Origin of the sequence: Microbacterium sp. WCS2018Hpa-9, assembly GCF_031843745.1 — a bacterium.
Taxonomy (GTDB): Bacteria; Actinomycetota; Actinomycetes; order Actinomycetales; family Microbacteriaceae; genus Microbacterium.
In genome coordinates, this window is sequence record NZ_JAVTIY010000002.1 from 279,239 (window position 1) to 304,126 (window position 24,888).

At 68.1% G+C, this 24,888-nt stretch carries 31 protein-coding genes; 8 read left to right on the forward strand and 23 right to left on the reverse strand.

Annotated elements, in window-relative coordinates; all coding sequences use genetic code 11:
* Positions 1 to 9 precede the first annotated feature (9 nt).
* The gene (locus RQG82_RS05085) at positions 10 to 1,608 is read right to left on the reverse strand and encodes an ABC transporter substrate-binding protein (protein WP_311258051.1); all 1,599 of its coding nucleotides are present in this window, start codon (positions 1,606 to 1,608) and stop codon (positions 10 to 12) included.
* A 128-nt stretch (positions 1,609 to 1,736) separates the two neighbouring features.
* Here RQG82_RS05085 and RQG82_RS05090 point away from each other — a divergent pair, with 128 nt between their 5' ends.
* A complete protein-coding gene (locus tag RQG82_RS05090; protein WP_311258052.1) occupies positions 1,737 to 2,459 on the forward strand; it encodes a FadR/GntR family transcriptional regulator in 723 nt (240 codons plus the stop codon).
* Positions 2,460 to 2,510: 51 nt separating this feature from the next.
* Here RQG82_RS05090 and RQG82_RS05095 read toward each other — a convergent pair whose 3' ends face one another.
* The 7 genes from RQG82_RS05095 to RQG82_RS05125 form a co-directional block, all read right to left on the reverse strand.
* Entirely contained in the window at positions 2,511 to 3,311 is an 801-nt protein-coding gene (locus RQG82_RS05095) for an anti-sigma factor (protein ID WP_311258053.1), read from the reverse strand.
* Positions 3,295 to 3,855, reverse strand: coding sequence for an RNA polymerase sigma factor (locus RQG82_RS05100; protein WP_140038378.1), 561 nt, complete (start codon positions 3,853 to 3,855; stop codon positions 3,295 to 3,297). The genes RQG82_RS05095 and RQG82_RS05100 overlap by 17 nt, the downstream gene beginning before the upstream one ends.
* 33 nt (positions 3,856 to 3,888) lie before the next feature.
* Complete coding sequence (locus tag RQG82_RS05105; protein WP_311258054.1) at positions 3,889 to 4,323, reverse strand: class F sortase; 435 nt, start codon at positions 4,321 to 4,323, stop codon at positions 3,889 to 3,891.
* Positions 4,324 to 4,571: 248 nt separating this feature from the next.
* Positions 4,572 to 5,399 carry a DUF4397 domain-containing protein gene (locus tag RQG82_RS05110; RefSeq protein ID WP_311258055.1) on the reverse strand — a complete coding sequence of 276 codons (828 nt, stop codon included), beginning with the start codon at positions 5,397 to 5,399 and terminating at the stop codon, positions 4,572 to 4,574.
* A 94-nt stretch (positions 5,400 to 5,493) separates the two neighbouring features.
* The gene (locus RQG82_RS05115; protein ID WP_311258056.1) at positions 5,494 to 6,225 is read right to left on the reverse strand and encodes an alpha/beta hydrolase; all 732 of its coding nucleotides are present in this window, start codon (positions 6,223 to 6,225) and stop codon (positions 5,494 to 5,496) included.
* Positions 6,226 to 6,229: 4 nt separating this feature from the next.
* Entirely contained in the window at positions 6,230 to 6,541 is a 312-nt protein-coding gene (locus tag RQG82_RS05120; RefSeq protein ID WP_311258057.1) for a DUF2277 domain-containing protein, read from the reverse strand.
* A 104-nt stretch (positions 6,542 to 6,645) separates the two neighbouring features.
* Positions 6,646 to 7,473, reverse strand: coding sequence for a LuxR C-terminal-related transcriptional regulator (locus tag RQG82_RS05125; protein WP_290162910.1), 828 nt, complete (start codon positions 7,471 to 7,473; stop codon positions 6,646 to 6,648).
* Positions 7,474 to 7,566: 93 nt separating this feature from the next.
* On the opposite strand from RQG82_RS05125, the gene hxlB reads away from it, so the two are divergent.
* Positions 7,567 to 8,148, forward strand: a complete 582-nt coding sequence (gene hxlB, locus RQG82_RS05130) for a 6-phospho-3-hexuloisomerase (RefSeq protein ID WP_311258058.1) — start codon at positions 7,567 to 7,569, stop codon at positions 8,146 to 8,148.
* Between the two features lie 46 nt (positions 8,149 to 8,194).
* Entirely contained in the window at positions 8,195 to 8,818 is a 624-nt protein-coding gene (hxlA, locus tag RQG82_RS05135; RefSeq protein ID WP_311258059.1) for a 3-hexulose-6-phosphate synthase, read from the forward strand.
* 137 nt (positions 8,819 to 8,955) lie between these two features.
* Here the strand turns inward: hxlA and RQG82_RS05140 are convergent, their stop codons facing one another.
* Genes RQG82_RS05140 through RQG82_RS05155 form a run of 4 tightly spaced genes read right to left on the reverse strand, consistent with a single transcriptional unit; the run spans position 8,956 to position 14,311 of the window.
* Entirely contained in the window at positions 8,956 to 9,864 is a 909-nt protein-coding gene (locus tag RQG82_RS05140; RefSeq protein ID WP_079113515.1) for a carbohydrate ABC transporter permease, read from the reverse strand.
* Positions 9,864 to 10,802, reverse strand: coding sequence for a carbohydrate ABC transporter permease (locus RQG82_RS05145; RefSeq protein WP_079113516.1), 939 nt, complete (start codon positions 10,800 to 10,802; stop codon positions 9,864 to 9,866). The genes RQG82_RS05140 and RQG82_RS05145 overlap by 1 nt, the downstream gene beginning before the upstream one ends.
* A complete protein-coding gene (locus tag RQG82_RS05150) occupies positions 10,799 to 12,094 on the reverse strand; it encodes an extracellular solute-binding protein (protein ID WP_311258060.1) in 1,296 nt (431 codons plus the stop codon). The genes RQG82_RS05145 and RQG82_RS05150 overlap by 4 nt, the downstream gene beginning before the upstream one ends.
* 36 nt (positions 12,095 to 12,130) lie before the next feature.
* Positions 12,131 to 14,311, reverse strand: a complete 2,181-nt coding sequence (locus tag RQG82_RS05155) for an alpha-galactosidase (protein ID WP_311258061.1) — start codon at positions 14,309 to 14,311, stop codon at positions 12,131 to 12,133.
* A gap of 111 nt (positions 14,312 to 14,422) precedes the next feature.
* On the opposite strand from RQG82_RS05155, the gene RQG82_RS05160 reads away from it, so the two are divergent.
* Positions 14,423 to 15,538 carry an ROK family transcriptional regulator gene (locus tag RQG82_RS05160; RefSeq protein WP_311258062.1) on the forward strand — a complete coding sequence of 372 codons (1,116 nt, stop codon included), beginning with the start codon at positions 14,423 to 14,425 and terminating at the stop codon, positions 15,536 to 15,538.
* Between the two features lie 3 nt (positions 15,539 to 15,541).
* Here RQG82_RS05160 and RQG82_RS05165 read toward each other — a convergent pair whose 3' ends face one another.
* Positions 15,542 to 16,375 (reverse strand): methyltransferase domain-containing protein, encoded by an 834-nt coding sequence (locus RQG82_RS05165; protein WP_311258063.1) that lies wholly within the window; start codon positions 16,373 to 16,375, stop codon positions 15,542 to 15,544.
* Positions 16,376 to 16,465: 90 nt separating this feature from the next.
* On the opposite strand from RQG82_RS05165, the gene RQG82_RS05170 reads away from it, so the two are divergent.
* Entirely contained in the window at positions 16,466 to 17,170 is a 705-nt protein-coding gene (locus tag RQG82_RS05170; RefSeq protein ID WP_311258064.1) for a helix-turn-helix domain-containing protein, read from the forward strand.
* A gap of 9 nt (positions 17,171 to 17,179) precedes the next feature.
* Here the strand turns inward: RQG82_RS05170 and RQG82_RS05175 are convergent, their stop codons facing one another.
* The 7 genes from RQG82_RS05175 to RQG82_RS05205 all read right to left on the reverse strand — a co-directional run bounded on the left by RQG82_RS05175 (position 17,180) and on the right by RQG82_RS05205 (position 20,678).
* Positions 17,180 to 18,028, reverse strand: coding sequence for a hypothetical protein (locus RQG82_RS05175; RefSeq protein ID WP_311258065.1), 849 nt, complete (start codon positions 18,026 to 18,028; stop codon positions 17,180 to 17,182).
* 86 nt (positions 18,029 to 18,114) lie between these two features.
* The gene (locus RQG82_RS05180) at positions 18,115 to 18,288 is read right to left on the reverse strand and encodes a CsbD family protein (protein WP_311258066.1); all 174 of its coding nucleotides are present in this window, start codon (positions 18,286 to 18,288) and stop codon (positions 18,115 to 18,117) included.
* A gap of 93 nt (positions 18,289 to 18,381) precedes the next feature.
* A complete protein-coding gene (locus RQG82_RS05185; RefSeq protein ID WP_311258067.1) occupies positions 18,382 to 18,996 on the reverse strand; it encodes a hypothetical protein in 615 nt (204 codons plus the stop codon).
* Positions 18,993 to 19,577, reverse strand: a complete 585-nt coding sequence (locus RQG82_RS05190) for a DUF6286 domain-containing protein (RefSeq protein WP_311258068.1) — start codon at positions 19,575 to 19,577, stop codon at positions 18,993 to 18,995. Before RQG82_RS05190 ends, RQG82_RS05185 begins: the two co-directional genes overlap by 4 nt.
* On the reverse strand, positions 19,574 to 19,969 hold the full coding sequence (locus RQG82_RS05195) for a hypothetical protein (RefSeq protein WP_311258069.1): 396 nt from the start codon (positions 19,967 to 19,969) through the stop codon (positions 19,574 to 19,576). Before RQG82_RS05195 ends, RQG82_RS05190 begins: the two co-directional genes overlap by 4 nt.
* Positions 19,969 to 20,157 (reverse strand): DUF2273 domain-containing protein, encoded by a 189-nt coding sequence (locus RQG82_RS05200; protein WP_311258070.1) that lies wholly within the window; start codon positions 20,155 to 20,157, stop codon positions 19,969 to 19,971. Before RQG82_RS05200 ends, RQG82_RS05195 begins: the two co-directional genes overlap by 1 nt.
* A complete protein-coding gene (locus RQG82_RS05205) occupies positions 20,154 to 20,678 on the reverse strand; it encodes an Asp23/Gls24 family envelope stress response protein (protein ID WP_311258071.1) in 525 nt (174 codons plus the stop codon). The genes RQG82_RS05200 and RQG82_RS05205 overlap by 4 nt, the downstream gene beginning before the upstream one ends.
* Before the next feature lie 215 nt (positions 20,679 to 20,893).
* On the opposite strand from RQG82_RS05205, the gene RQG82_RS05210 reads away from it, so the two are divergent.
* Together RQG82_RS05210 and RQG82_RS05215 are read left to right on the forward strand one after the other, a co-directional pair.
* Positions 20,894 to 21,469: a cysteine hydrolase family protein gene (locus RQG82_RS05210; protein ID WP_311258072.1), complete on the forward strand. Its 576-nt coding sequence runs from the start codon at positions 20,894 to 20,896 to the stop codon at positions 21,467 to 21,469.
* A 10-nt stretch (positions 21,470 to 21,479) separates the two neighbouring features.
* Positions 21,480 to 22,382 carry an SDR family NAD(P)-dependent oxidoreductase gene (locus tag RQG82_RS05215; protein ID WP_311258073.1) on the forward strand — a complete coding sequence of 301 codons (903 nt, stop codon included), beginning with the start codon at positions 21,480 to 21,482 and terminating at the stop codon, positions 22,380 to 22,382.
* A 21-nt stretch (positions 22,383 to 22,403) separates the two neighbouring features.
* On the opposite strand, the gene RQG82_RS05220 is transcribed toward RQG82_RS05215, so the two are convergent.
* The 3 genes from RQG82_RS05220 to RQG82_RS05230 all read right to left on the reverse strand — a co-directional run bounded on the left by RQG82_RS05220 (position 22,404) and on the right by RQG82_RS05230 (position 24,068).
* Positions 22,404 to 22,769: a cupin domain-containing protein gene (locus tag RQG82_RS05220; protein WP_311258074.1), complete on the reverse strand. Its 366-nt coding sequence runs from the start codon at positions 22,767 to 22,769 to the stop codon at positions 22,404 to 22,406.
* A gap of 37 nt (positions 22,770 to 22,806) precedes the next feature.
* A complete protein-coding gene (locus RQG82_RS05225; protein WP_311258075.1) occupies positions 22,807 to 23,622 on the reverse strand; it encodes a suppressor of fused domain protein in 816 nt (271 codons plus the stop codon).
* Between the two features lie 74 nt (positions 23,623 to 23,696).
* Positions 23,697 to 24,068: a DUF4406 domain-containing protein gene (locus RQG82_RS05230; protein WP_311258076.1), complete on the reverse strand. Its 372-nt coding sequence runs from the start codon at positions 24,066 to 24,068 to the stop codon at positions 23,697 to 23,699.
* 70 nt (positions 24,069 to 24,138) lie between these two features.
* Here RQG82_RS05230 and RQG82_RS05235 point away from each other — a divergent pair, with 70 nt between their 5' ends.
* The gene (locus tag RQG82_RS05235) at positions 24,139 to 24,888 is read left to right on the forward strand and encodes a DeoR/GlpR family DNA-binding transcription regulator (RefSeq protein WP_311258077.1); all 750 of its coding nucleotides are present in this window, start codon (positions 24,139 to 24,141) and stop codon (positions 24,886 to 24,888) included.

Here is a 24,888-nt window from a genome sequence, read left to right on the forward strand (position 1 = left end):
AGACCGGGGCTACTTCGCCGCCACGCCGACGTCGAGGAACGACAGGCCGGTGGTGGGGACGGGAGCGAACCCGATCAGCTCCTGGCTGCTCCACGCGGTGGGCAGCTTGCGGTGGAACAGCGGGTAGAGCACGGCCTCATCGGAGATCAGGTCGTACGCCTTGTCCCACGTAGCCTGCTGCTCGTCGCCCTGCTGCTGCACGGCGTCGTCGAGGAGTGTGCGCAGCTCGGCGTACTCGGGTGAGTCGGCCCAGTTGGTGCGGGTCTGGGTCCAGACGTTCTCGCCGTACCACCAGTTCATGAGCAGGTCGGGGTCGACGCCGAAGACCGAGGGGTCTCCCGGAGCGATCGCGACCGTGTAGTCGCCGGAGTCGACCTTCTCGTACATCGCAGCGGACTGCCCGATGTCGAGCGTCGTGTCGATTCCGATGGCGTCCAGCGATTCCTTGATCAGGGGTGCGACCTCCTTCACCCAGCCGGTGTCGGTGGTGAGCAGCGTGATCGACAGGTCGTCGACGCCCGCCTCGGCCAGCAGCTCCTCGGCCTTCTCGGGGTCGTAGCTGTAGACCGTCGAGGCCTCGTTGTAGTTCGGGTAGGTCTCGGGCAGGAACGACGTGGCGGGAGTCGCGTTGCCGAGCATCCCCGTCTCGATGATCTTGTCCATGTCGAGCGCGTAGTGCATGGCCTGGCGCACCCGGACGTCGTCGAAAGGCGCAGCCTTCGTGTTGAACATCATGAAGAGAAGGCCGAACGACTGCACGCTCTCGACATCGGCGGCGGATGCCAGCGAGTCGACGTCGATGTAGGGCACGTCCTCCATCGCCTGGATCGTGCCCGTCGACATCGCTGTGACGCGAGCGGAAGCGTCGGACAGCAGGTTCCAGTTCATCCCCGCGGCGAGCGCCGGGTGAGGACCGTTGTAGTCGTCATAGCGCTCGAAGACGAGCTTGTCCTCGGGCACGGCCGAGACGAGCGAGTACGGACCGGAGCCGACCGGGTTCGCACCGAAGCCCTCCGGGTCTGCCTCGACGACCGCCTTGGGCACGATCTTGACGACGCCGAGGCGCTCGTTGATGAGCGAGAACGGATAGTCGGTGGTGATCTGCACCGTGTCCTCGTCGACCGCGGTCACGGTGTCGACGAAGTCGATGAAGGTCCGGAACAGCGAGTTGTTGTCGGGGTTCAGCACGCGCTCGTAGCTGAAGACGACGTCGTCTGCGGTGACCGGGTCGCCGTTCTGGAAGGTCGCGCCCTCGCGGAGGTCGATCTCGTAGGTGGTGTCGTCGACCTTGGTCGGGAGGTCGGCGGCGAGTGCCGGTGCGGCCTCCTGCGTGACGGGGTCGAGGTCGACGAGTCCCTCGAAGACGTGCCAGTTCGCAGAGACCGTGACGGCGCCGGAGGCGACCATCGGGTCGAAGCTGCCGTTGAGCGTGTACGAGATGCCCGCTTCGATGATCGCGTCGGGATCGACGGCGCCGGCGGACGCGCCGTCGTCGGGTGCGGGGGTCGCTCCGGCGGCGCAGCCGGCGAGGACGGCGGAGGCGGCGACGGTGCCGGCGACCAGTGTCGTGAATCGACCCGCACGGCGGCGGGTGACGTGTCGGTTCATGTGTGCTCCAGGGTGGGTGGGGGACATCTTGAGGACATCTGATGTCTGATGTACTCTAAACACACGTTCGGTCGAATCACAAGAGTGAGATGATCGGAGCGTTTCAGTCGGGACCAGAGGGAGACCAGATGAAGTCCACCACGAGTAGGGCATCGCGGATGCGGCGCTCGACGACGGCGGATCAGATCAAGCAGCTCATCATCGCCCGCGGGCTGACCCCCGGCGATCCACTCCCGACAGAGGCCGAGCTCTGCGAAGAACTCGATGTGTCACGCTCGTCGGTCAGGGAGGCCATCCGCACCCTGTCGACCCTCGACATCGTCGATGTGCGGCACGGCCACGGCACGTACGTCGGCCCGATGTCACTGGATCCGATGGTCGAAGCCCTCGTCTTCCGAGGCGTTCTCTCCCCCGAGGGATCTCTCCAGTCCCTGCGCGAAGTGGTCGAGGTGCGCCTCGCTCTCGACCTCTCGATGGCCGAGCGCGTCGTCGCGGCTGCTCAGGTCGACGTCGGCGGAGAACTCGATGAGCTCGTCGCCGAGATGGTCGACAAGGCGAGCAGAGGCGAGCACTTCCTCGAGGCCGACCGCCTGTTTCACACCAAGCTCTTCGACGCGATCGGCAACCGGCTCGTCGGGCAGCTCGTCGGCGCCTTCTGGGATGTGCATACAGCCGTGCTGCCACAGCTCGACATCGATCAGCCCGACGACATCCATCAGACCGCGGTTGCTCACGGCGACATGCTCGCCGCGGTGCGGGCCGGCGACGTCGACGCCTACCGCGCCGCAGTCATCGAGCACTACCGACCGCTTCAGCGCGTCCTCGCTCAGGCGGGCAGCGCGCCCGCCTGAGCCGAGCGCGCCTCGACGCGCTCGGCTCTCACGCCACATCGTGCTCGCGATTCACGCGAAGTCGAGCTCGCCCCGCACGATCGAATCTCCCGAGTGCGCCGGATCGCCGTCGACCGGCTCGAAGGAGATGTCGACCAGGCGGTACTCGTCGAGGTCGACGCCGTCCGGCACGCGGAATGTGCCGGACGCGTCGTCCAGCACGCCGAGGCTGATCAGCGCCTGCCCGTCTTCGCGGATCAGCCACACCTCGCGATACTCGCCGTCCGCGAGTTCGTCGCCTTCGAGCGTCACCGTGAGCGTGCGGCGGCCGTCGCCGTCATCGTCGATCTCGGCCTGTCCGACCGCCTCGGGGTGATCGGGGAACGCCGCGAGCTCGGCCGAGGCGATCACCGCTGACGATGGCGTGAGCGAGCGGGCGATCCACACACCGGCACCGATCGCGACGACGAGCGCCATCGACGCGGCGAGGATCCAGACGGATGCCGAGGAGCGACGACGCGACCGTACGCGAGTGCGCTGACGCGGATGCCCGGCGTCAGCAGCATCCTGTTCCGAAACCGACACGGGCACGGGCTCGGGCTCGGGCACGGGCACGGGAACCACGGATGCGGGATCGGCAGCGACCGCCGTCGTCAACCCGAGCTCACCGTGGATCCGCGACCACACGCCCGCCGGCGGCGCCTCGAGGTCGCCCTCGACGACGCTGGATCTCGCCACGAGCGCCACCCGGGACATCTCGGCGACCTCTGCGGCGCACGACTCGCAGTCCACGAGATGCTGCATGTCAGCGTCGGAGCCGGCAGGCTCCCCCATCGCGATCAGGGCGATCTTCTCGTCATCGAGATGTGACATGGTTCACCTCCAATCGGTCGCGCATTCGGGCAAGGCTTCGGCGTATATGGCTCTTCACGGTGCCGAGCGGCATCCCCATTCTGCGTGAGATCTCTTCGTGGGTCAGGTCATCGTAGAAGGCCAGTCGCATGACCGCCTGCGCATCAGGAGCGAGCTGCTGCAGCTCGCTCGACAGCAGCAGAGTCTCAGACAGATCGATCGACTCCGAGACGAGTGCGTCCGGCGGAGTGAGGCGCTCCATCTCGGCCTGCAGTTGCTGCACCTTGGCCCGCGCCTCGAACGTGTCGGCGATGCGGCGCCGCGCGATCGTGATCAGCCAGGTCGACAGGCGCGCCTTCGACGAGTCGTATCCGGCGCGAGAGTTCCACGCCGACACGAACGTGCGCTGCGTGACGTCCTCGGCATCCCCCCGATCGCCGAGCGAGCGAAGCGCAAGCGTGAAGACGACCGGCGACCAGCGCCGATACAGCTCCGCGAGGGCCTGCTCGTCGCCCGCGACGAAACGTCGATCGAGCGCCGCCTCAGCCTCGGTGGTCTCATCCACCCGGAGTCTCCTCTCCATGGTGATCACCCCGCGTCATCGCGGGACCGCCACGGCCACCACGTTATCGCGGTAGTGCCCGGTCTCGCTGTCGAAAGGGCCGCCGCACGTCACGAGAACCAGGGCGGAGGGACCGCCGCGCTCGAAGAGCTCGGCCGTCGGCAGCGCCGTCTTCTCGTAGTAGGTCAGCGACTGCACCACGAACTCCCGGCTCATGCCGTCTGCCGCGGTGATACGGACGGCCTCGCCTGCGGGCACGTCCCGCAGGCGAGCAAGCGGTCCGATCGGATAGTCGATCGCGTCGACGTGCGCTGCGATCAGAATCCGGCCGCTCGTGCTCGTGGCATCCGCCCCGTATCGGTACCACCCGGCGACGGCCGGGTCGATCGGAAGTTCCATCTGTCCGGTGTCGGCCACCCCGACGTCCGTCACCGGCATGTCGATGGCGAGCGACGGGATGGCCAGACTCACGGGAGCTACGGATGCGGTCGGGGTGGGGAGAGCACCCGGCCGCACCTCGACTTCTCTCGTGGGGGTGGGAGCGGAAGTGGGAGTGGGAGGGACAGGCGATGGAGTCCTGGGGGGCGACTCCGAGGAAGGAGGGAGTTCCGCGCCCGCCCCTCCCGGTGTGCATGCCACGAGGCACGCCGCGGTGACCAGGGCGCCCAGCGTCAGCATGACGCGGCGCAGACCGGACTCTCGCGACGTGCCTCGGAGCATCAGCGCACCGTCTGGCGACGACGGACGATCAGGCCCGCGCCCACGGCGGCCGAGATCGCGAGGGCGATGAGACCCGCCGACATCAGAGCGTTCACCGACGCGTCCTGCTGGGCGAGGTAGCCCGCGGTGCCCGAGGGCACTCCGTCGGGGTTCGAGTGGAGTCCCGAGATCGTCTGCGCGGCGATCGCGAGGTTGCCGTCTTCGGCACTGCCCCAGGCGTAGACGATCGTGTTGACGCCCTCTTCGATCGCGACGTCAGCCGGGCCGATGACCGGGTCGGTCGTGCCCGTCAGCGCCACGGCGGCCGACACAGTGCCCGCGGGCAGATCGAGCTTCGCCTCGTTCGGGTTCGTCAGGTTCTCGATCACGGGCGATCCGCCGGCGAGGATGTCGACCGCGGGCGCCGCGGCCGTGTGACGCACCGTCAGTCGGCCCTGACCGGGCGCTGTCTGCGAGATGTCGTTCGTGAAGAGGTTGAGGCCGGGTTCGCCCGCCTCGGTCAGATGCGCCACGGCGGTGTAGTTCGCGCCTGCCTCGAGAGCGATCGTCGCGGGTCCCAGGACGGGAGCGCTCGCGTCAGCTGCGTCGGGAGCCGTGAGGGCGACCTCGTACGAGCCGGCAGGCAGCTCGAGCGGACCGGCCAGGTCGCCGGGACTGAAGTCGTCGAGGGTCAGTTCGCCGTTCACGTACACGTCGACCGGGGTGTCGGGGATCGCGTGCAACACGGAGAGCTGAGCCGCCTGGGTGGTGGCGGCGCCGGCCGGCATAGCCAGGCCGAGAGCGGTGATCATTCCGACGGCGAGGCCGGCGGCGACTGTCTTGCGCATCTGTTCCTCCTGTACCCGGACCGCCCTGTGCGGCCCTTCATAGGAGTTGTTCCCCGGGAACCGGGGTTTTGGATGCACCCGGATGGAAATTTCCTCAGAGTACGTCTGCGATGACCTCGAAGGTGCGCTCCGGGTCTTCCAGCTGCATGTCGTGGTGGACACCGGGAAGTCGGCGGATCTCCCACCCCTCACGCTCGAGCGCGTCGGCCATCGCGTCCGGCAGCACAGCGGGTGACTCGTCGGAGAGCACGATCGTCGACGGCGCGGCGGGCGGTGCGATCGCGACGGGATGGAAGGCCACCTCGCGGAACACCCCGATCGCCATTTTCGAATCGAACAGCTGCTGACTCTTCTTCATCGATTCCCGGATGCTCAGGGGATACGCCGCACGCTGGGCGGCGCTGCGGCGCGACTGACGGAGCCCGACGACCCCGAGGGTGAGAGCGGGGATCGCCCAGAAGGCCCGGCCGGCGAAGCCGGTGGTGGGAAGAGCGAGTCCGAACCCCGGGTCGAGGTAGATCGCGCGCTGGGGGCGCAGACGCTCGACGGCGCGGACGAGCACCGACCCGCCCAATGAGTGCCCGACCACACTGTGCAGGCCCTGCGGAAGAGACTCCACGACGTCGGCGGCGATCTCGGAGAGCCCGTACGACGGCGCCCGGTCACTGCGCCCGTGCCCGCGGAGGTCGATCGTCGTGACCGTGTACCGCCCCGTGGCCACCATCCGATCGATCAGCGGCTGCCAGGCCGTGCCGTCAGCGCCGAGACCGTGGATGAGTCCGACGTGGCGCTCGCCCGTGCCCGCGGTCGTCGTGTGAAGGTGCATTCCGTCATTCTGCCCGAGCGGCGCGTTTGGCCTGCTGGAAGACGCGGATCGCCTCGTATCGCTCGGCCGAGCGTGCCTGTCGCTTCTCGCGCTGCTCGTCGCGATCCTTCGGAGGCGCGGTCGTCACGAGACCGTCGAGCAGCTGCCGCACAGAGCGCTCGATCTCGGCGACAGCTCGGTCGAACACTTCCTGGTTCGCCCGCGACGGCGCGTTCGCGCCCGAGATCTTGCGCACGAACTGCACGGCGGCCTCGTGGCACTCGTCATCGGTCGCCGGAGGTTCGAGGTTGTTCAGCGGAATGATGTTGCGGCACATGCCTGCCAGGCTAGATCGCTGAGCGCGGGAGTCAAGAGGCTGTGGCGGCACGACGACCTCCGCCCCATCCTTTCGACCAGCCCCGCCCCTACTCGTCCGGGTGGTCAGCCACGAGCGATGGCGGCCAGTTCGACGCGCGACACGACTCCGGACTTGCGCAGCAGGTTCGACACGTGGAACTTGACCGTGTTCTCGCTCACATTGAGCGTCTCGGCGATCTCGCGGTTGCGACGCCCCGCGGCCACCAGACGAAGAACGTCGCGCTCACGGGGACTCGCGTCGATCGCATCCGGCAGTTCGCCGGGTTCGGCGGGCGGATCGAGAGGCAGGCGGATGCCGACCTCCGACCCCCATCCGGGCGTCGATGCCACCGACAGGTCGCCTGACAGTGCCGAGACCTGCTCGGCGATCGGGCGCAGCGCATCGTCATGCGTCGTCAGGTCTCCCCGGCCGTCATCGCGGATCGCGATCAGCAGGTTCAGTCCGTCGCAATCCCATTGGATGCGCACGCGTCTCGTCTCTCCGCGGTCGACGATCGCCAGTACGGTGCTTCGGACGATCGACCGCGCCGAGTGTGCGATCACCCCGGGGAGCGCCCGTCCATTGGCCGGCGGCTCGACGAACTGCACGTCGAGCTCGCTGTAGCGCACGAGCGGGCGCAGGTCGCCGCGCAGACGCTCGAAGGCGCCCGTCACCGGCTCGAGTCCTGCTCCCTGCTCGTCGTTGAGCGTCCGGAGTCCGACCAGCGCGCCGGCCGCGACATCGACCGCGATCGTGCGAGCCGCCCGGTCGTCGAGCCTCTGCGAGCGCAGCGTCGCGAGCAGCGATTCGAGGGTGAGGGCGTAGCGGTCGCGCTGCTCGGCGAGAGCGAGCGCATGGTCTGCGGCCAGTCGACGTGAGGCCGCCTGCGCTGCATGCTCTTCAGTGCTCATGGACACCTATCCTAGCCGCCCCATCCTTTCGGATAGGTGGAACGGTCCCGAGGCAGGAGCGCCCCGCGGGCAGAAGCCCGCAAGTGTGGACTCATGCCCCTCACCGCCACCATGTCGCCCGGCGCCGCCATCTCGCTCATCGCGAACGAGCTGCTGCGCGTCGCAGAGCGCACCAGCGTCGCGAACGCTCATCAGCTCATCGATCTGGCAGATCTCGTCGACGATTCCCGCCGCGTCTTCGTGCTCGGAGCCGGACGCTCAGGCCTCGCGCTGCGAATGACAGCGATGCGCCTCATGCACCTCGGGCTCGACGTGCACGTCGTGGGCGACACCACCACCCCGGCGATCGCGGCCGGCGACCTGCTACTCACCGCGAGCGGTTCAGGGACGACCGAGTCGATCGTCCGCGCCGCGGAGCGCGCATCGGCGATCGGCGCGCGCATCGCCGCCATCACCACTGCCGAGGCCTCGCCGCTGTCCGAGCTCGCTGACGTCGTCGTGCGGGTGCCTGCCGCCCAGAAGCTCGACCGCTCGGCCGATGCCTCGCAGCAGTACGCCGGGAGCCTGTTCGAGCAGGCGGTCGTCGTCATCGGCGACGGGCTCTTCCACGCACTCTGGCAGCGCGAGGGCACCAGCGCCGACGATCTGTGGCCCCGTCACGCGAACCTCGAATGAGCGGCTGCCGCCCCACCATCCACCCCGCAGAACGAACGGAACACCCATGAAACTGCAGTTCGCCATCGACACTCTCAGCACCGAGAAGGCCCTGGAGCTGGCCGCCGCCGCGGCCGCGCACGTCGACATCCTCGAGCTCGGCACCCCGCTGATCAAGAGCGAGGGCCTCTCGGCGATCACCGCCCTCAAAGAAGCCCACCCCGACAAGGTGATCTTCGCCGATCTCAAGACCATGGATGCCGGGGAGCTCGAGGCCGACATCGCCTTCGGCGCCGGAGCGGATCTCGTGACGGTGCTGGGAGTGGCCGACGACAGCACGATCACGGGCGCAGTGAAGGCGGCGAAGAAGCACGGCAAGGGCATCGTCGTCGACCTGATCGGCGTGGCCGACAAGCCCGCCCGCGCGCAGCAGGTCATCGGCCTCGGCGCAGAGTTCGTCGAGATGCACGCCGGTCTCGACGAGCAGGCTCAGGACGGCTACTCGCTCGACAGCCTGCTCACCGACGGCACCGCGTCCGGCGTCGCGTTCTCGGTGGCCGGTGGCGTGAACGCGTCGAGCATCGCCGCAGTGCAGGCGTCCGGCGCTCAGGTCGCCGTCGCCGGCAGCGCGATCTACAGCGCCGACAACGTCGGTGACGCCGCGGCCGCGCTGCGCGCTGCGATCAGCTGACGAACGACAGACGGGACGGGCCGACCGGTGATGCCGGTCGGCCCGTCTGAACACCTCGCCGCTCACCCCATCGCGCCGCAGGAGCTGTCATTCGTGGGAGCGCGACCGTCAGATTTCGGCCTGATGGACAGAACCGATCACTTGATCGATCCCCGGGTGACTCCGGAGATGACCCACCGCTGCGAGAAGATGTAGACGATCAGGAGCGGCGCCATCGCCATCAGATACGAGGCGAAGGCGGTCGTGTAGTCGGTGTTGTACTGGCCCTGGAACACGTACTGCGCCAGCGGGATCGTACGCGCACCGGGGTCGGTGAGGACGACGAGCGGCATGATGAAGTCGTTCCACGCCCAGACGCAGGTGAGGATGCCGACGGTGGCGTTCATGGGCGTGAGCAGCGGGAACACGATCTGCCAGAACACCCGCCACGTGGATGCTCCATCGACGCGCGCCGCCTCTTCGAGCTCGATCGGGATGGAGCGGATGTAGGCGCTGTAGATGAAGACATTCAGCGAGATGCCGAAGATCGTGTAGAGCACGATCATGCCGACCTGGTTGTCCAGACCGAGGAGCGACGTCTGCTTGACCAGGGGCAGCATGATGATCGGGAACGGGATGAACAGCGCGGCGAGGAAGTAGAAGAACACCCCCTTGAAGAACGGTCGGTGGCTGTTGCGGGCGAGCGCGTACGCCACCACCGAGCTGGTCAGCAGGGTGAAGACGACCGCTCCGACGGTGATCAGCGCCGTGTTGAGCAGCGCCTGCGGGAACGCGGTCCGCGCCCACGCGTCGGCGAAGTTCTCCCAGCGGATCGGGTTCGGCCATTCGAACCCGTTGCCGGCGGCGAGCTGCTCTGGCGTCTTCAGTGCGACGGCGACCGCGAGGTAGAGCGGGATGAGCACGGTCAGCGAGCAGACCGCGATGAGCGCGGTCGCCCACCAGTTCGTCCTGCGGGTGTCGTCGTTCTCGGAGGCGCGCCTGGCGCGCCATCCGGGGCGAGGTGTCGTCGCCTCGGCTTCGGCGAGGATCGTGGTTGCGGTGGTCATCAGATATCGGCCTCTCTGCGCTGAAGGACCCGGAACTGCAGGAGCGAGACGATCGTGATCACGATGAAGAAGATCACGGCGTTCGCGGTCTGGTATGCGAACTCTCCGCCGGAGAATCCACCGCGGAAGACGAGCAGGGTGACCGATTCGGTCGACGTGCCCGGCCCTCCGTTCGTAAGAGCGACGATCGGGTCGAAGACCTGCAGGAAGCCCTTGAGGCTCAGCACGACGTTGATCGTGAAGAACGCGCTGATGAGCGGGAAGGTGATGGATCCGAACTGCCGCCATGAGGATGCACCGTCGAGAGATGCGGCTTCGTACAACTCGCTCGGGATCGTCTGCAGACCGGAGAGGTAGATGATGATCGAGAACGCGCAGGCCTGCCAGACCGCCAGTGCGACGATCGCCGTCCACGCCCAGTCGGGGTTGGTGAGGATGTTGTCGCGGAACAGCGGGATGCCGGACAGGATCTTCGGCAGCGAGTTCGAGAACAGGAACTGGAAGACGTAGCCGATCACGAGGATCGCGAGCACGTACGGTACGAAGTAGACGCCGCGCCAGAAGTTCCGTGCGCGGATCTTGGCATTGAGCCCCATGGCGATCGAGAGCGAGATCACGTTCGTGAGGATCGTGGCGACGATGGCGAACAGGAACGAGAACCCGTAGGCCTTCAGGACTCTGTCGTCCTTGAAGAGGTTGAGGTAGTTCGAGATGCCGACGAAGTTCCAGTCGCCGTAGCCGGCGTAGTTCGTGAAGCTGAAGAAGATGCCCACGATGACGGGGATGGTGTGGAACGCGGCGAAGGCGATGACGGCGGGCCAGACCATCCAGTAATAGGCGGGCAGCGCGCGGGAGCTCGCGGTGCGGACCCGGCGCGCTCGCTTCGTGCCCTCGGGCCCCGGTGTCGTGGCGCGCACAGCGCTGGTCAGGGTGCTCATTCTTCGTCTCCCGTCACGGGGATGGTGCGGGCGGCGACTTTGCGCCACTCGCTGTCGAGGGTCGACAGCGCCGCATCCGCGTCGCCGTCGAACAGGAACTGCTGCACGATCGCGACCAGCGGGATGCTCGGCGGCACCTGATGATCGATGAAGCCGGTGATCTTCCCCTCGTCGAAGAAGGGCTTGACCGACTGCAGCGCAGGGTCGTCGCTCAGCTCGGCGCCCTCCACCGACGGGATCATGTTCTGAGAAGCGGCGAACTCCTCGATCACTCCGACGTCGAACAGGTACTCGATGAAGCGGAGCGCCTCCTCGCGATGAGGCGTGTCCTTCGCCATGGTCACGACGACGTCGACACCGGAGACCAGCAGACGATCATCAGGATCGTCCGCCGCCGGGTAGGGGAAGATCGCCGCCTTGATGTCGGGGTTGATGGCCTTGACGGGGTTCAGCGCCCAGATGCCCTGCAGCAGCATTGCCGACTCGCCCCGCGCGAAGGCGGCATTGCCGTCGTCGTACGTGCGACCCCGGTATCCCTCCTGCATGTACGAGAAGAGCTCGGCCTGCTGAGCCATCACCTCGGGGAAGTCCTTCTCGAACGACACAGCAGAATCCGCGCCGACATCCTCGCCCTCAGCCCTCATGTCGTCGAAGAAGCCATCCTGCGAGGCGTAGGCCCCCAGAGCGTTCCATGACGGCATCCCGGTCCAGGAGTCGGCGAGGGTGCCGTAGAACGGTGTGATCCCCGCAGCCTCGAGCGCGTCGCACACCGCGATGAACTCGTCCCACGTCTCGGGAACCTCGAGCCCCTGCTCCTCGAAGATGTCCTGGTTGTAGATCACTCCGTTGGCGTTGTTGACGTATCCGAGCCCGTTCACCTCGCCCTTTTTGGTGCCGAGCTCTGCGAGGATCTCCTGCACCGCGGGGTTGATGGTCTCGAGAACCGGCTCATCGGAGAAGTCGTAGAACACCCCGGCTTGAGCGAGGTCCCCGAATCCGCCGTTGGCGTTCAGGGTGATGACGTCTGGCGCCTTGTCCTTGACGAGCAGCGTGCGGATGAGGGTCTCGGAGTCCGCGACCTGGTTCTGCACGACGCGGATATCGGGATTCTCGGCCTCGAAGTCCGCGATGATCGCGTTGAAGTCCTCTAGTGCCTCTCCCTTGAACTGGAAGAAGCTGAGGGTGGTGATGCCGTCGTCCGGCGACGACGCGCATCCCCCCAGCGCGACGACGGCGCCGAGTGCAGCCGCCATCGCGACCACCCTGGCCTGCTTTCGATGTCTGATTCTCATGTGTGCGCCTCCTTGCGCGTGAAAACTGCTGATCGGTCAGTGCTGTGAAACGAACTCGATGACGGTCGCCTGCTGGGGGAACTGCACCGGTGGGCGGACGCCGATGCTCCCGAGCTCGCGTCCGGTCATCGTGACGGGCTCCTCGGCCCACGCGAGCGGCGACTGGGCCGGGTCATGCGCGGGTCGCGACAGGATGCGGAGTTCGTACGAGCGGGCGGGGTCGAGCCCGGGGAACCGGACGCGCCCGGCCGGGTAGGCGGCGCTGGTCGCGACCTGGGTGATGGTGAACACCGCGTGCGCGGCATCCTCCGCGACGATCCCGCGGACGTCGATTCCCGGCTCGGTACCGTCGACATGCACGACGGTGCCGTCGGCGATCAGCGGACGCAGCCGTTTGGCAAGGGCGATCCAGGTGGCGACACGGCCCCGGGTCTGGTCGTCGGCGGACGTGAGGTCCCACTCGACCCCGAAGTGTCCGAGCAGGGCGACGGCGGCGCTCAGCTCGAGCGAGACCGTGCGTCCCGAGGAGTGCACCACCGGGCTCGTGAGGTGCATGCCCATCATCTCGGGCGGCACGACGAGGCCGGTGTAGCGCTGGTTCTCGAGCCGTTCGATCGGGTCGAGGCTGTCGCTGGTCCAGATGCGGTCGGTGCGGTCGAGGATGCCGAGGTCGACTCGAGCACCGCCCGAGGCGCAGCTCTCGATCTCGAGGTCGGGGTGGGCGGCCTTCAGCTCATCGAGCAGTCGGTAGAGCGCGAGGGTGTGTTCGCGCACCCGCGGGGATCCGCCGGGTCCGCTGCCCGCATCGACGAGATCCCGGTTGTGATCCCACTTGAGGTAGGCGATCGGGTACTCGCCCAGGAGGGCGAGAAGCCGATCAGCGATGTGTCGGTACGCGTCGGGATTAGCGAGATCCAGAACCTGCTGCTGCCGCGCGGAAGGCGGCAGAGATGCGCGACCGCGAAGGATCCAGTCGGGATGAGCGCGGGCGAGGTCACTGTCGGGGTTCACCATCTCGGGTTCCACCCAGAGTCCGAACTCCATGCCGAGATCGGTGACCTTGCGGACGAGGGGATGCAGACCGTCGGGCCAGACCTCGGCATCCACCTCCCAGTCGCCGAGTCCCCGGGTGTCGTCGCGTCGTCCGGTGAACCAGCCGTCGTCGAGCACGAAGCGCTCGATCCCGACCTCGGCCGCGGCGTCGGCAAGTGCCGCCAGCCGAGCGAAGTCGTGATCGAAGTAGACGGCTTCCCACGTGTTCAGGGTGACCGGGCGGGCACGGCGCGGATGCTGCGGGCGGTCGCGCCACTCGGTGTGGAAGCGCTGCGAGAGCTGGTTGAGACCGTCGCCCCACGAGCCGATGACCCAGGGCGACGACACGGAGGCTCCGGGAGCGATCATGACCTCACCAGGCGCGAACAGCTCGCCTCCCGCGAGGAAGGAATCGCCCGTCACGACCCGCTCGGCGAGCACCCGGTGGTTTCCGCTCCATGCGACGTGGATGCCGTGCACCCGACCGGACTCGAACCCGAAGCCGGGCCGCCCTGCCGCCAGCAGCACGGTCGCGTCTGCGCCCGGACGCCCGCGCCGGCTCTCCCGCAGGTGGGTGCCGAGCGTGAAGCTGCGACGCTGCGCGGTGCGCTCGCGAAGGTGATGACCGGTGGTGTCGAGCAGCTCCGTGGCATCCCCCGGTGTGGGGAAGGCGAGCTGCAGAGCATCGAGGGAGTAGCCGCCATCGCCGGTGTTGGTCACCGTCATGCGCTGGTGGAGAAGCCCTCCGATACCGACCTCGACGTCCCAGCGAAGGTGGATCCCCGCTTCCGCATCGTCCATCTCGACCGTGGCGGCGTGGTGTTCGACGCGCACTTCGACGACCTCGGCCTTGATGCTGAAGCCGACGCCTGCGCGGTGTCCCTCGATGGTGGGTGTGCCCAGCCAGCCCGAGGCCTCGGTGGCGACGGTGCTGAGACGTGCCGTGCGGTCGAGACCGCCGGACACTCGCTGCGGGCGCGCGGCGATAGCGAGGTTTCGCAGCGTCTCGCGAGTCGAGTCGATCAGTTCCTCGCCCCAGTGGACGATGACGGGCACCTGTTCGGACTCGAGGTCGATGACGACGCTCGTCCCACTCCGGTGCAGGTGGATCACGCGATCGTGGATGGCCGGGGACTCGAGATCATCCATCATGCTCTCCTGCAGAGCCTCGTTGCTGAAATGCATGGATTAGTTCTATCACGAAAGTAAATGCATGCCAAGAGCGGGTTCTGGGAACTGTGGATCTCGAATCGATCGCTTTTTTAGTGCCACAATGGAACCAACGAGGAGGTGACCGTGCTCACAGAAAGCGAGAACGCGCTCGCTGAAGCGGTGCTGATCCACGGTCCGATCTCTCGATCGGCACTCACGTCGAGACTCGGCCTTTCCGCCGCAAGCCTCACCCGCCTGGCGAAGCCCTTCCTCGACACCGGTCTTCTCGTCGAACTCGACGACGTTGTCGACGGGTCGGTAGGCCGACCGACCCGACCACTCGATATCGCCCCTGATCGGGGCTTCTTCGTCGGCATCAAGATCACAGGCGACACTCTGCACGCGGTGCTGACCGACGTCCGCGCGGCTCTTGTCGACTCCTTCACTCGCCCGCTCACCTCAGCCGATCCGTCGAGCGTCGTCGCCGATCTCCGGGCGGCGATCGGCGATTTCGACGGCGACATCCGCGGCATTGGCGTCAGCCTCGGCGGCTCGGTCGATGACGGCGTCGTCGAGTTCGCGCCGTTCCTCGACTGGCACGACGTACCGTTCGCCGCGATGCTCGCCGAGGCGACCGGACTGCGCGTCACCGTCGAGAACGACCTGGTCGCACTCGCCGAGGCCGAGAGGTGGTTCGGCATGGGCCGCGGCCTGCCCGGATTCTCGGTGATCACGATCGGCGAGGGCATCGGCTACGCGGTCGTCGCACACAACGAGGTCGTGCGCACCCGCGAGGTCGGCGCCGGCCTCGGCGGACACATCCCCCTCGCAGCCAACGGCCCTCTCTGCGACCGCGGACACCGCGGATGCGCGCAGGCGATGCTCACCTCGGGATCGATCACCGCCCAGGTCTCCGGCGCCCTACGACGCACGGTCGGCTACGACGAGTTCCTGACGCTCACCGCAGGCGGAGACCCGGCCGCGACAGCCGTCGCGGATGCCGCAGGCGAAGCACTCGGACGATTCATCGCTCTTGCCGCAAACCTCACCATGCAACCCGCCACTGTCCTCGCCGGCGACGGAATCGGGCTGTTCACCGTCGCAGAACCCGCCATCCGTCGAGCGATCGCCACCGACCGAGATCCTCTCGCGGATCCCATCGAGCTCTACATCGATGAGCCCGGTTTCACCGCGTGGGCCAGAGGCGCCGCCGCGGTGGCGATCCAATCAGCGATCGCCACCCTCTCCTTCGGCCGCTGACGATCACTTGCCCCGCGCCGTCACCAGCAGGTACTCCCACGGCATCGTGCCGCCGTCGAGGTGCTTCTCGCCGAGGGCGGCGAGCGCGTCGTCGAGCTCTGACCGCCGCTGTTCGTCGTCGCCCACAGCGCGGTAGGCGGCCGCCGTCGGACCGTAGAAGTCACGGAAGAAGTCGCGGAACTCCGCGCCCGACGCGAATCGGTCGACGGCCAACCTCCGGCGCTCCATCGTCAGATCGTTCACCCGATCGCCGAGAAGGTCGCGCACGTGCTGCTCGTCGCCCCAGAGCGGCGGCGGCTGCACTCCGGCGGGAGGCGCAGGGACGAACTGCTTCATGATGGCGAACAGCTGACCGACGAACCCCTCCGGCGTCCAGTTGATCAGTGCCAGCCGTCCGCCCGGGCGCACGACGCGAGTCAACTCGCCGGCCGCGACCTCGTGGTGCGGGGCGAACATCACGCCGACGCACGAGAGCACCGCGTCGAACGAGTCGTCGGCGTAGGGCAGCGCCTCGGCATCCGCCTCCTCGAATGCGAGCTCGACGCCCTGCCGCGCGGCATCCTTCCTGCCGATCTCGAGCAGCTCGGGGGTGAGATCGCTGGCGACGACGGATGCTCCGGCACGAGCGGCCTCGATCGACGCGTTGCCGGTTCCGGCTGCGACATCGAGCACCCGGTCACCGGGTCCGACGCCGCTCTCGGCGACGAGCACGCGACCGAGTTCGGGGATCACCTCGCGTGCGACGGCGGAATAGTCGCCGAGCGCCCAGACGACTCTGTGCTTCGCCTTCAGCGCGCGATCGGCTTCGGCCTGAAGATCGGTGGTGGTGGTGTTCATGATGGGCTCCTCTGCCTTGTGTTCCTCACGCTACGAAGCCCGCACAGACCGCTCTAGTATCGGATCTGTACCGGGTCTATCGTGAGGCTCGTGGGCGCCCCCTATTACCAGTTCTGCCCCGTCGCGAAGGCGATGGAGCTGCTGGATGAGCGCTGGACGATGCTCCTCCTGCGCGAGCTTCTGCTCGGCACCGAGCACTTCAACGACCTCCGTCGTGGCCTCCCCCGCATGTCGCCCACACTGCTCTCGCACCGGCTCGACCAGCTGCAGCGCGCCGGGCTGATCGAGCGGATCGCCCAGGGCGCCGACGTCCGCTACGTGCTCACCCAGGCGGGTGCCGAGCTGCGCCCGGTGGTCGAGCAGCTCTCGGCATGGGGCGTGCGATGGATCGGCGAGCTCGGCGATGCCGATCTCGACCCCAAGCTGCTGCTCTGGGACATGCACCGCAACATCGATCACCAGAGCGTCCCCGACGCGCGAACGGTGATCGCCCTGCACTTCACCGATGCGAGTCCTGCGCAGCGACGGTGGTGGCTGGTCATCCACGACGGTGATGCCGACCTGTGCGACGCCGACCCCGGCTATGACGTGTCGGTCGAGGTGCGGTGCTCGCTGCGGGCGCTGACCCGGTTCTGGCGCGGCGACATCGAATGGACGACGCTGCTGCTCGCCGAAGACGCCGTCACGACCGGTCCGAGCCACCTGCGGCGAGCGCTGCCCTCGTGGTTCACGCGGCCGGGGTATGCGGCGGTGCCGCGGGTGGATGCGGCAGCGCTCTCGAGCGCGAGGACCTAGGCATCGGACTCAATCCGAGCCGCTGTCGAGGAAGACCGCGACGCGGTCGCCGTCGAGGATTAACTGCAGCGCCCCTCCATCGGGGTAGCGCTCCGCGAGCTCGTCCGGAGCATCGCCGTCGATCGACATCGCGAAGGCCGCCGGGAACCCCCCGACACTGCAGCCCCCGTAGATCCGCCCGCTGACATACGACGATCCGTCGGGGTCCGCCTCCGGCGGCACGTCCTCCGTCGGGACGCCATTGAGGCAGCGATCCTCCGACGACCGATCCCCCGACTCCGAGACCCACCCGGGGGTCGCGAAGATCGTCAGACCATAGAACTCGGCCGCCGCGACATCCTCCTCCGCTCCGAACCAGCCGGGTGGCACGGCTCCGGTGCGCGTCAGCTCGAGCGTCGCGATCTGCGGCGCGCCCGCGGTCGACGACACCGACGGGACCGACGCGAACGCGTAGGTGATCGCCGCCGCCAGCGCGGCAGCCACCACGACGGACGCCACCCACAGCGGCGCACGCCACCGTGTCAGGCGCCCAGGCCGCTCGGGCTCATCGCTCGGAGCATCCGGTGCGGTCGGCTCCTCCCACGTGGATTCGTCTCCCAGCCGGTCGAGCAGGTCGCCACTCGCGCGCGAGGCGTCGGCCGAGGGATGCACGACGCGCAGCTCGGCGGCCTCGCCCCCGGCCGCGGAATCGGCGATCGCCGCGTGGTCACCGGGCTTGCTCGGGCCAGATGCTGCACTGCGTGAGGATTCGAGCTCCTGCAGCCGCCGGACCGCGGCGGGGTCAGTCTCGATGTCGGCATGCGGACCGTAGGCACGAGCGCGAAGCTCACGCAGCTCTTCGTCGGCGGCGGCATCCATCTCCGGCATCGTCTCATGCCCTCCTCCCCGCGCACAGCAACGGGCGGGTGGAGCGTGTTTCCGCTCCACCCGCCCGCGCCGGGGTCTTACTTCTTGAAAGCGTCCTTGACGTTCTCGCCGGCCTGCTTGACGTCGGCCTTAGCCTGGTCGGCCTTGCCTTCGGCGACGAGCTTGTCGTTGTCGGTCGCGTTGCCGATCGCTTCCTTCGCCTTGCCGGCGATCTCCTGAGCGGCGTTCTTGATCTTGTCGTCGAGTCCCATGAGGAGCTCCTTTCGTGTGGGTTGATCATGACGACGGGAGGTTCCCGTCGTCTTATCGTCGTTGCTCTGCGCGACCGACGATAAGTCTCTGCATCACGACAGCCGACGCTGGTCGTGGGCGAGCCGGGCCCGCAGGCCGGTGTGGATCGAGACGTACGTCTCGGTGTCGCGGCCTGTCAGGGTGGCGAGGTTGGCGAGCAGCCGATCGACGTGATCGACCAGCTCGCGGGGGTCGGTGTTCTGCCGAGGCGTGACCGACACGTGCAGCACCGGCGTGGTGCGGATGTCGTTCGCCGTCACCTGCGCCGAGAGGATCTCGTCACGGGTGGAGAGCGAGTTCTTGACGGCATCCGAGACGAACGACTCGGTGACGGTGACCCGGCCGAGCGGGTTCTGCGCTCCTGACGAGCGGAGAGCCGTCTTCGACCGACGTCCTGCGACACTGGTGAGCGCGACGATCAGCAGCACGATCACGACGATGATCGCGACGACTGCGCCGATGCCGATCCACGACAGGCTTCCGCCCGCGATCGCGGTGGCGGCGATCGCCTGGTCGAGCCACGAGCGGGCGTCCTCGCCGCCCGCCGTCCAGATGTCGGTCGCGGTCGGCCAGCTCATGATGGCGATGCCGAGGGCTCCGAGGCCGAGGAAGAGCAGGCCGATGACGAGCAGCAGGGTGCGGTTCAACGCACGGTTGGTGTTGTTCACAGCTCGTCTTCCTTCTCGCTCGGACGCTCGATACGCACACGGGTGCGCACGCTGCGCGTCAGCCGGTAGGTCTGCAGCTCGGCCTCGGCGGCCGACTGCACCGCGTTCTTGTCGAGCGGGATGCCGGCACCCGGACGCACGGTGACGTCGACGCTGTGGTGGCCGACTCCGACGGTGATGCTGTCGCGTGCCAGGCCCGTCTCCTCGGAGAGGTGCTGGGCAAGGGCACTGGCGATCACGCCGTTGTCGACGACGACGGCGCGGTCACCCGACTCGAGGGTGTGCTTCGACAGGCGCCCCGGCGTGATGGCCAGCACCACGAAGACGATGCCGATCAGAGCCAGCACGACGCTGCCCGCGATCACGAGCCCCGCGGGCTGCGCGGTGGGCAGGCCCACGAGCCATCCGCCCGCCGCGGCGGGTCCGAGCAGGAGCGCCGGCTGGGCCGCGAGGCTCAGCACGATCTCGAGCCCGATGTAGGCGAGAGCGAGGACGAGCAGGATGACCGCGACGAACATCGCGACGGTGCGCGGTGAATGCGTCTCGCGTCGGACGACGCGACGAAGAACAGGGGTGCTCATCGCACTCGCCTCCTCTCTGGGATGGTGGCACCGGTGATGGTGAGGTTGATTCGGGTGACGTCCCGGCCGAGGATCGCCGTCAAACGCTGCTGCAACTGCTCCTGCAGCTGACGGGCCCGGTCGAGCACGGGGACGCTCTGGGAGATCGCGACGGTGTCGTCGAGATCGGGGATCGGAAGCGGCGTCGCGATGCGCACCGTCAGTCCTCCGGGGTGTTCGGCGACATCGACCTTCACGTCACCGCGCGGCACACCGATCAGGGTTGCGGACGCCTGTTCGGTGACCGTGCGGTAGACGCGCTCTTTCACGTCGATGCGCCCAGGGACGGTGGTCTCTCCGGTGGCGACCCGCGAGGAGCCGCCACCGGTGGCGAGGTTCTGGTCGATGCGCATCAGGAGGTGCGCCGCCCCGTGAACGCGTCTGCGAGACCGCGGACGTCGAGCTTGCCGGAGGCGATCCGGCCGATGATCGCTCCGATGCCTGCGAACAGGGCCATGAGGAGGAATCCCCAGAACCCGAACAGCAGAGCCGCGAGGGCGAGGAGCGCACCGATCAGGGCGCCGGTGGTGGTGGCGGTCATGAGACTCGCGACTCCTCGTTGTCGTTGCTGTCGTCGCCGGGCACGTGCACGTCGTTGACCTCGACGTTGACCTCGACGACCTCGAGACCGACGAGGCGGCTGATCGCACCGGCGACGGCGGCGCGCACGTTGCTCGCGACCTCCTGGATGGGGGCGGGGTACTCGACGACGATCGTCAGGTCTGCGGCGGCCTGCGTCTCGCCGACCTCGACCTTGACGCCCTGCGAGAGGTCGGTCGCGTTGACCGCGTCACGGATCGCACCGAAGGCACGTGCTCCGCCTCCCCCGAGTGCGAACACGCCGGGAACCTCGCGGGCGGCGATGCCGGCGACCTTGGCCACGACACCGTCAGCGATCGTGGTCTTGCCCGCGGCATCGGAGTCGGCCGGGATACGCGACGTCGAGAACGTCGAAGAGCGGTCGACCCGCGAGCCCGACGCAGCCGGCTTCGGTGCGGCGGCCGTGTGCGACAGCTCCTTCTCGGCGGGGCTGGTGGGGGTGTTCTGGTCCTGAGTTGCCATGTCGATTCCTCTGTCTGAAGCGGATGCCGGCTGCGAGACCGTTCCGGCCTCACCGGGAGCGTGTTGGTCGCTCACAGATAGGACGTGCGGGGGTTCGCATTCGTCACAAATTCGTCGCGGAGAATCAGACAGACCAGATGCTGTCGGCGGGATTCGCGCGATTGTTGACCGCTCGCGGTCTGGCCGACACCGCCCCCGGCCGCGAGGATGGTCGGATGAACCGCGACTCGCCCGCCACCGCACTGCTCGTGATCGACGCCCAGGAATCCTTCCGCCGGCGGCCGGACGAGTGGGCGGCCACCGCCAACCCGGATGCCATCGACAACATCTCGCGGCTGGTCGACCACGCTCGCAAGGTCGGCGACCAGGTCGTCTGGGTCACGCATTCCGAGCCCGGCAGCGGCGGAGTATTCGACCCGGTCAACGGCTTCGTCCGAGTGATCTCAGACCTCGATCCGCGCGATGACGAGATCGCCGTGACCAAGACCACGGTCAACGCGTTCACCTCCACCGACCTCGAAGAGCAACTGCGGCGCCTCGGCGTCGGGCGGGTCGTGGTCTGCGGCATCCGCACCGAGCAGTGCTGCGAGACGACGGCTCGGATGGCATCCGACCTGGGCTTCGACGTGGAGTTCGTGATGGACGCCACGACCACCTCGGCGATCGAGGCGGATGGCGGACTCGCGGCGGTCTCGGGCGACGCGATCATGCGGCGCACCGAGAGCATCCTCGCTGCCCGTGGCTTCGCGACAGTGACCCGCACGGCCGATCGGGTCGGAGTCTCCGCCTAGGTTGGAGGGCATGCCCTCCTCGCTCGCGCTTCCCGATCTCGCCGGCCGCACGATCCTCGTCACCGGCGCGAACGCGGGCCTCGGATACTGGTGCGCCGAGATCCTCGCCGGGCACGGCGCCAGAGTGCTGCTCGGATGCCGGTCGACCGAGCGGGCGGAGGTCGCGGCATCGTCGATCCGTGCGCACGCGCCAGGCGCCGACGTCGGCATACTGCGGGTGGACCTCGGCTCGCTCGCGAGCATCGCCACTGCCGCAGCATCCGTCGGCGAGCGCATCGACGCCGTGATCTGCAACGCCGGAGTGAAGGCGGCGGATCGTGATGCCCGCACCGCTGACGGCCTCGACCTGATGGTGGGCACGAACGTCGTCGGGCACTTCGCGCTGCTCGCCCAGCTCGGTGACGTCCTCGCCGATGACGCCCGGGTCGTGGCGGTGGGTTCGCTCGCGCATCGCTTCGCCGAGATCGACCCGGCCACGCTCTCACAGCCGTGGACCGGCCCGTCGCTGCGCCAGTACGGTCGGTCGAAGGCCGCGTTGATGGCCTTCACGTTCGAGCTGAACCGGCGCTGGAGGGGCTCGGCCCGGTCAGCGCTGTGTGCGCATCCGGGGTATGCCGTCGACCCGCTGACTCCGCACCGCGACAGCCTCGCCGAGGTGTCGGCGGTGTCGCGCGCTCTCGCCTCGCTCAGCCGCCCGCTCGTGCAGGGCAAGGATGCGGGTGCCGCGCCGATCGTTCATGCGACGGTCGCCGCAGACGCCACAGGCGGTGACTACTGGGGACCCGGTGGGCTGCTGGAGTTCCGCGGGGCGCCGAAGCGCGTCACCGCTAGCGCGCAGGTGCGCTCGGTCGACGTGGGGGCTGACCTGTGGGCGGTCACCGAGCACATGGCCGGCGCGCGGTTCGCGACCTGAGGCCGAACGATCCGGCCCGGATCAGTCGAGCTCCTGCAGCGTCGCCGTCATGTCGCCGCCGGCGTCTCCGGTGTTGACCGTGCCCTTCGGCTCGAACAGGATCGCGTGCACCTCGGCATCCGCCTTCGGGCAGTGCTCGACTCCGCGCGGCACGACGAACACGTCATTCGGGTTCAAGACGACGTCGCGGTCGCGCAGCTGGATGGTCAGCCGGCCGCTCACCATCATGAACAGCTCGTCGGTGTCGGGGTGGGTGTGCCAGACGAACTCGCCCTGCAGCTTGACCACCTTGACGTCGTAGTCGTTGATGCTCGTGAGTCGGTGCGGCTGCCAGTGCTCGGTGATCAGCGAGAGGGCGTCGTGCACGTTGCGAACATCATCTGTCATGGTCGAAAGCCTATCCACGCAGTCCGTCGCATCGCACTCAGTCGTCTTCGAGCACGTAGGCGCCTGAAGCATCGGTGAACAGCCCGGTCTGACCGGGCCGCGCCTCGCGCACGAATGCGGCGACCCACGGGAAGCGCGCGACGAACGAGTCGACCGACCACACCTCGTGATTGGCGGAGTCGTTCATGTACGCCTCGGACTCGAGTCCGGTGACCGACTGCAGGTCGCGCCCGGTGAAGGTGATCCACCGCGGCGGATGCTCGGCGTGCAGCTTCGAGAGGAAGACCGGCGCGTTGCCCTTCAGCCCGGGCGCTGCGACCGCATCTTCTCGCGTGACGTCGAGCAGCGCGTCGACGGAGCCGGCGGTGGTCACCAGTGCCTCCCACCCCTGGGCCGATGCGAACGACGCCTCGGCATCCGTCAGCATCCGCAGAGTACGCACGTGGCCGACCAGCGTGCCTTCGGCAGACCGCACCTCGTCGAAGGACGCGCCCCACCGCGACGGACTCACCATGAGCGCCGAGATGCGGGTGCCGGTGAGGAAAGGCTCGCTGTTGCGCCACGGGGCGCCGACCGGAGGCACCCGCCGATTCGTCGCGATGTCGTCGCAGACGATCCCGAGGGCGATCCGCGCCGCGCCCTGCTGGCCGTCGAGCACCTCGACGGCCAGCTCGACGCGTTCGCCCGAATCGGTCGGCATCAGGGAGACCCCCGATGTCATCACCGTGATGGGGCCGCCCGCCGGCCGCTTCTCGACCACGCGGATCGCCCCGCCGATCTTGTCTTCGTACGCGATGGGATCGGCGTCGAGTGAGTCGAAGACATGCCGAGGGAACTCGAGGTCATCAGTCATCGCCCCAGTCTCACAGTCGGCCACCGGGCGGGGCAACAGTCGCGACAGCTGTCGCCCGCCGGTCGCGGGTTCGCCTATGCCGCAGCGATCTCGCGCGCGGGGATCTCGGCGATCGACCGATACACGGGCAGGCCGCGCTCGAGAGCGATCTCGACGTCCTTGTCGGCGCCGGCCGAGTCGCCGGGCAGACGCAGCACCGCGTCGCAGTGCTGCAGCAGTCGGTGCGCGGTCTCATACATCACGTCGCCGTCGCCGGCATCCGTCTCGTCCATGCCCCGGAGGATCGGCAGGGCGACCCATTCGCCGATCATCGGCACGTGCCCCAGACGGTGGATGGGCGCCGCCGCCTCTTCGAGTCGTTCGAGGTTGCGGGCGATGAGGTCGAGGTCGCCGCCGGTGCCAGAACGGTAGGGGCCGGCGATCAGAATCAGAAGTGGAGTTGTCATGGAGAAGACTGTAACGTTAACCGTGCAAGAACGTGCAACTTCGTGAATCAACAAGTTTCTGAGGAGTCGGATGCTGGGCGCACAGCGCAAGGACCACCTGCGAGAGATCCTGCGCAGAGACGGTCGTGTGGTGGCGAAAGACGTCGCCGCCGATCTCGGGGTGTCAGAGGACTCGATCCGCCGCGACCTTCGCGAGCTCGCGGATGCCGGTGAGATGGTGCGGGTCTATGGTGGCGCGCTGCCGATTCCGCCGGCCGACCGGCCCATCGACCAGCGGGCGCTGCTCGCCACCGAGAGCAAGGAGCGCGTCGCCCGTCGGGCCGTCGAGCTGATCACCCCGGCATCGACGATCGTGCTGGATGCCGGCACGACGACCCTCGCGATGACCCGGATGCTGCCGCCCGGCGCCGACCTGACCGTGATCACGCCGAGCCCGGCGATCGCCCTCGCGGTCGCCGAGCACTCCGACGCGCGCGTCGTGATCATCGGCGGCGAGCTCGCACGCTTCTCGATGGTCGCGAGCGGCCCGCTCGCCATGGAGGCGGTGCAGCACCTCCACGCCGACGCCTTCTTCCTCGGCGCGACCGGCATCGACCCGGTGCGCGGCCTGACCACCGGCAACCTCGACGACGCCGTCACCAAGCGCGCGATCGCCGCCCGATGTGCGCACACGTACGTGCTCGGCAGCGAGGAGAAGATCGGGGCGACGTCGCGCTATCCGGTGCTCGAGCTCGAGGCCGTCGCCGGTCTGGTCGTCGACCCCGTCGACCCGAACCCCGTGATCAGCGAGCTCGCAGAGCGCGTGGCCGTGCTGCGCTGA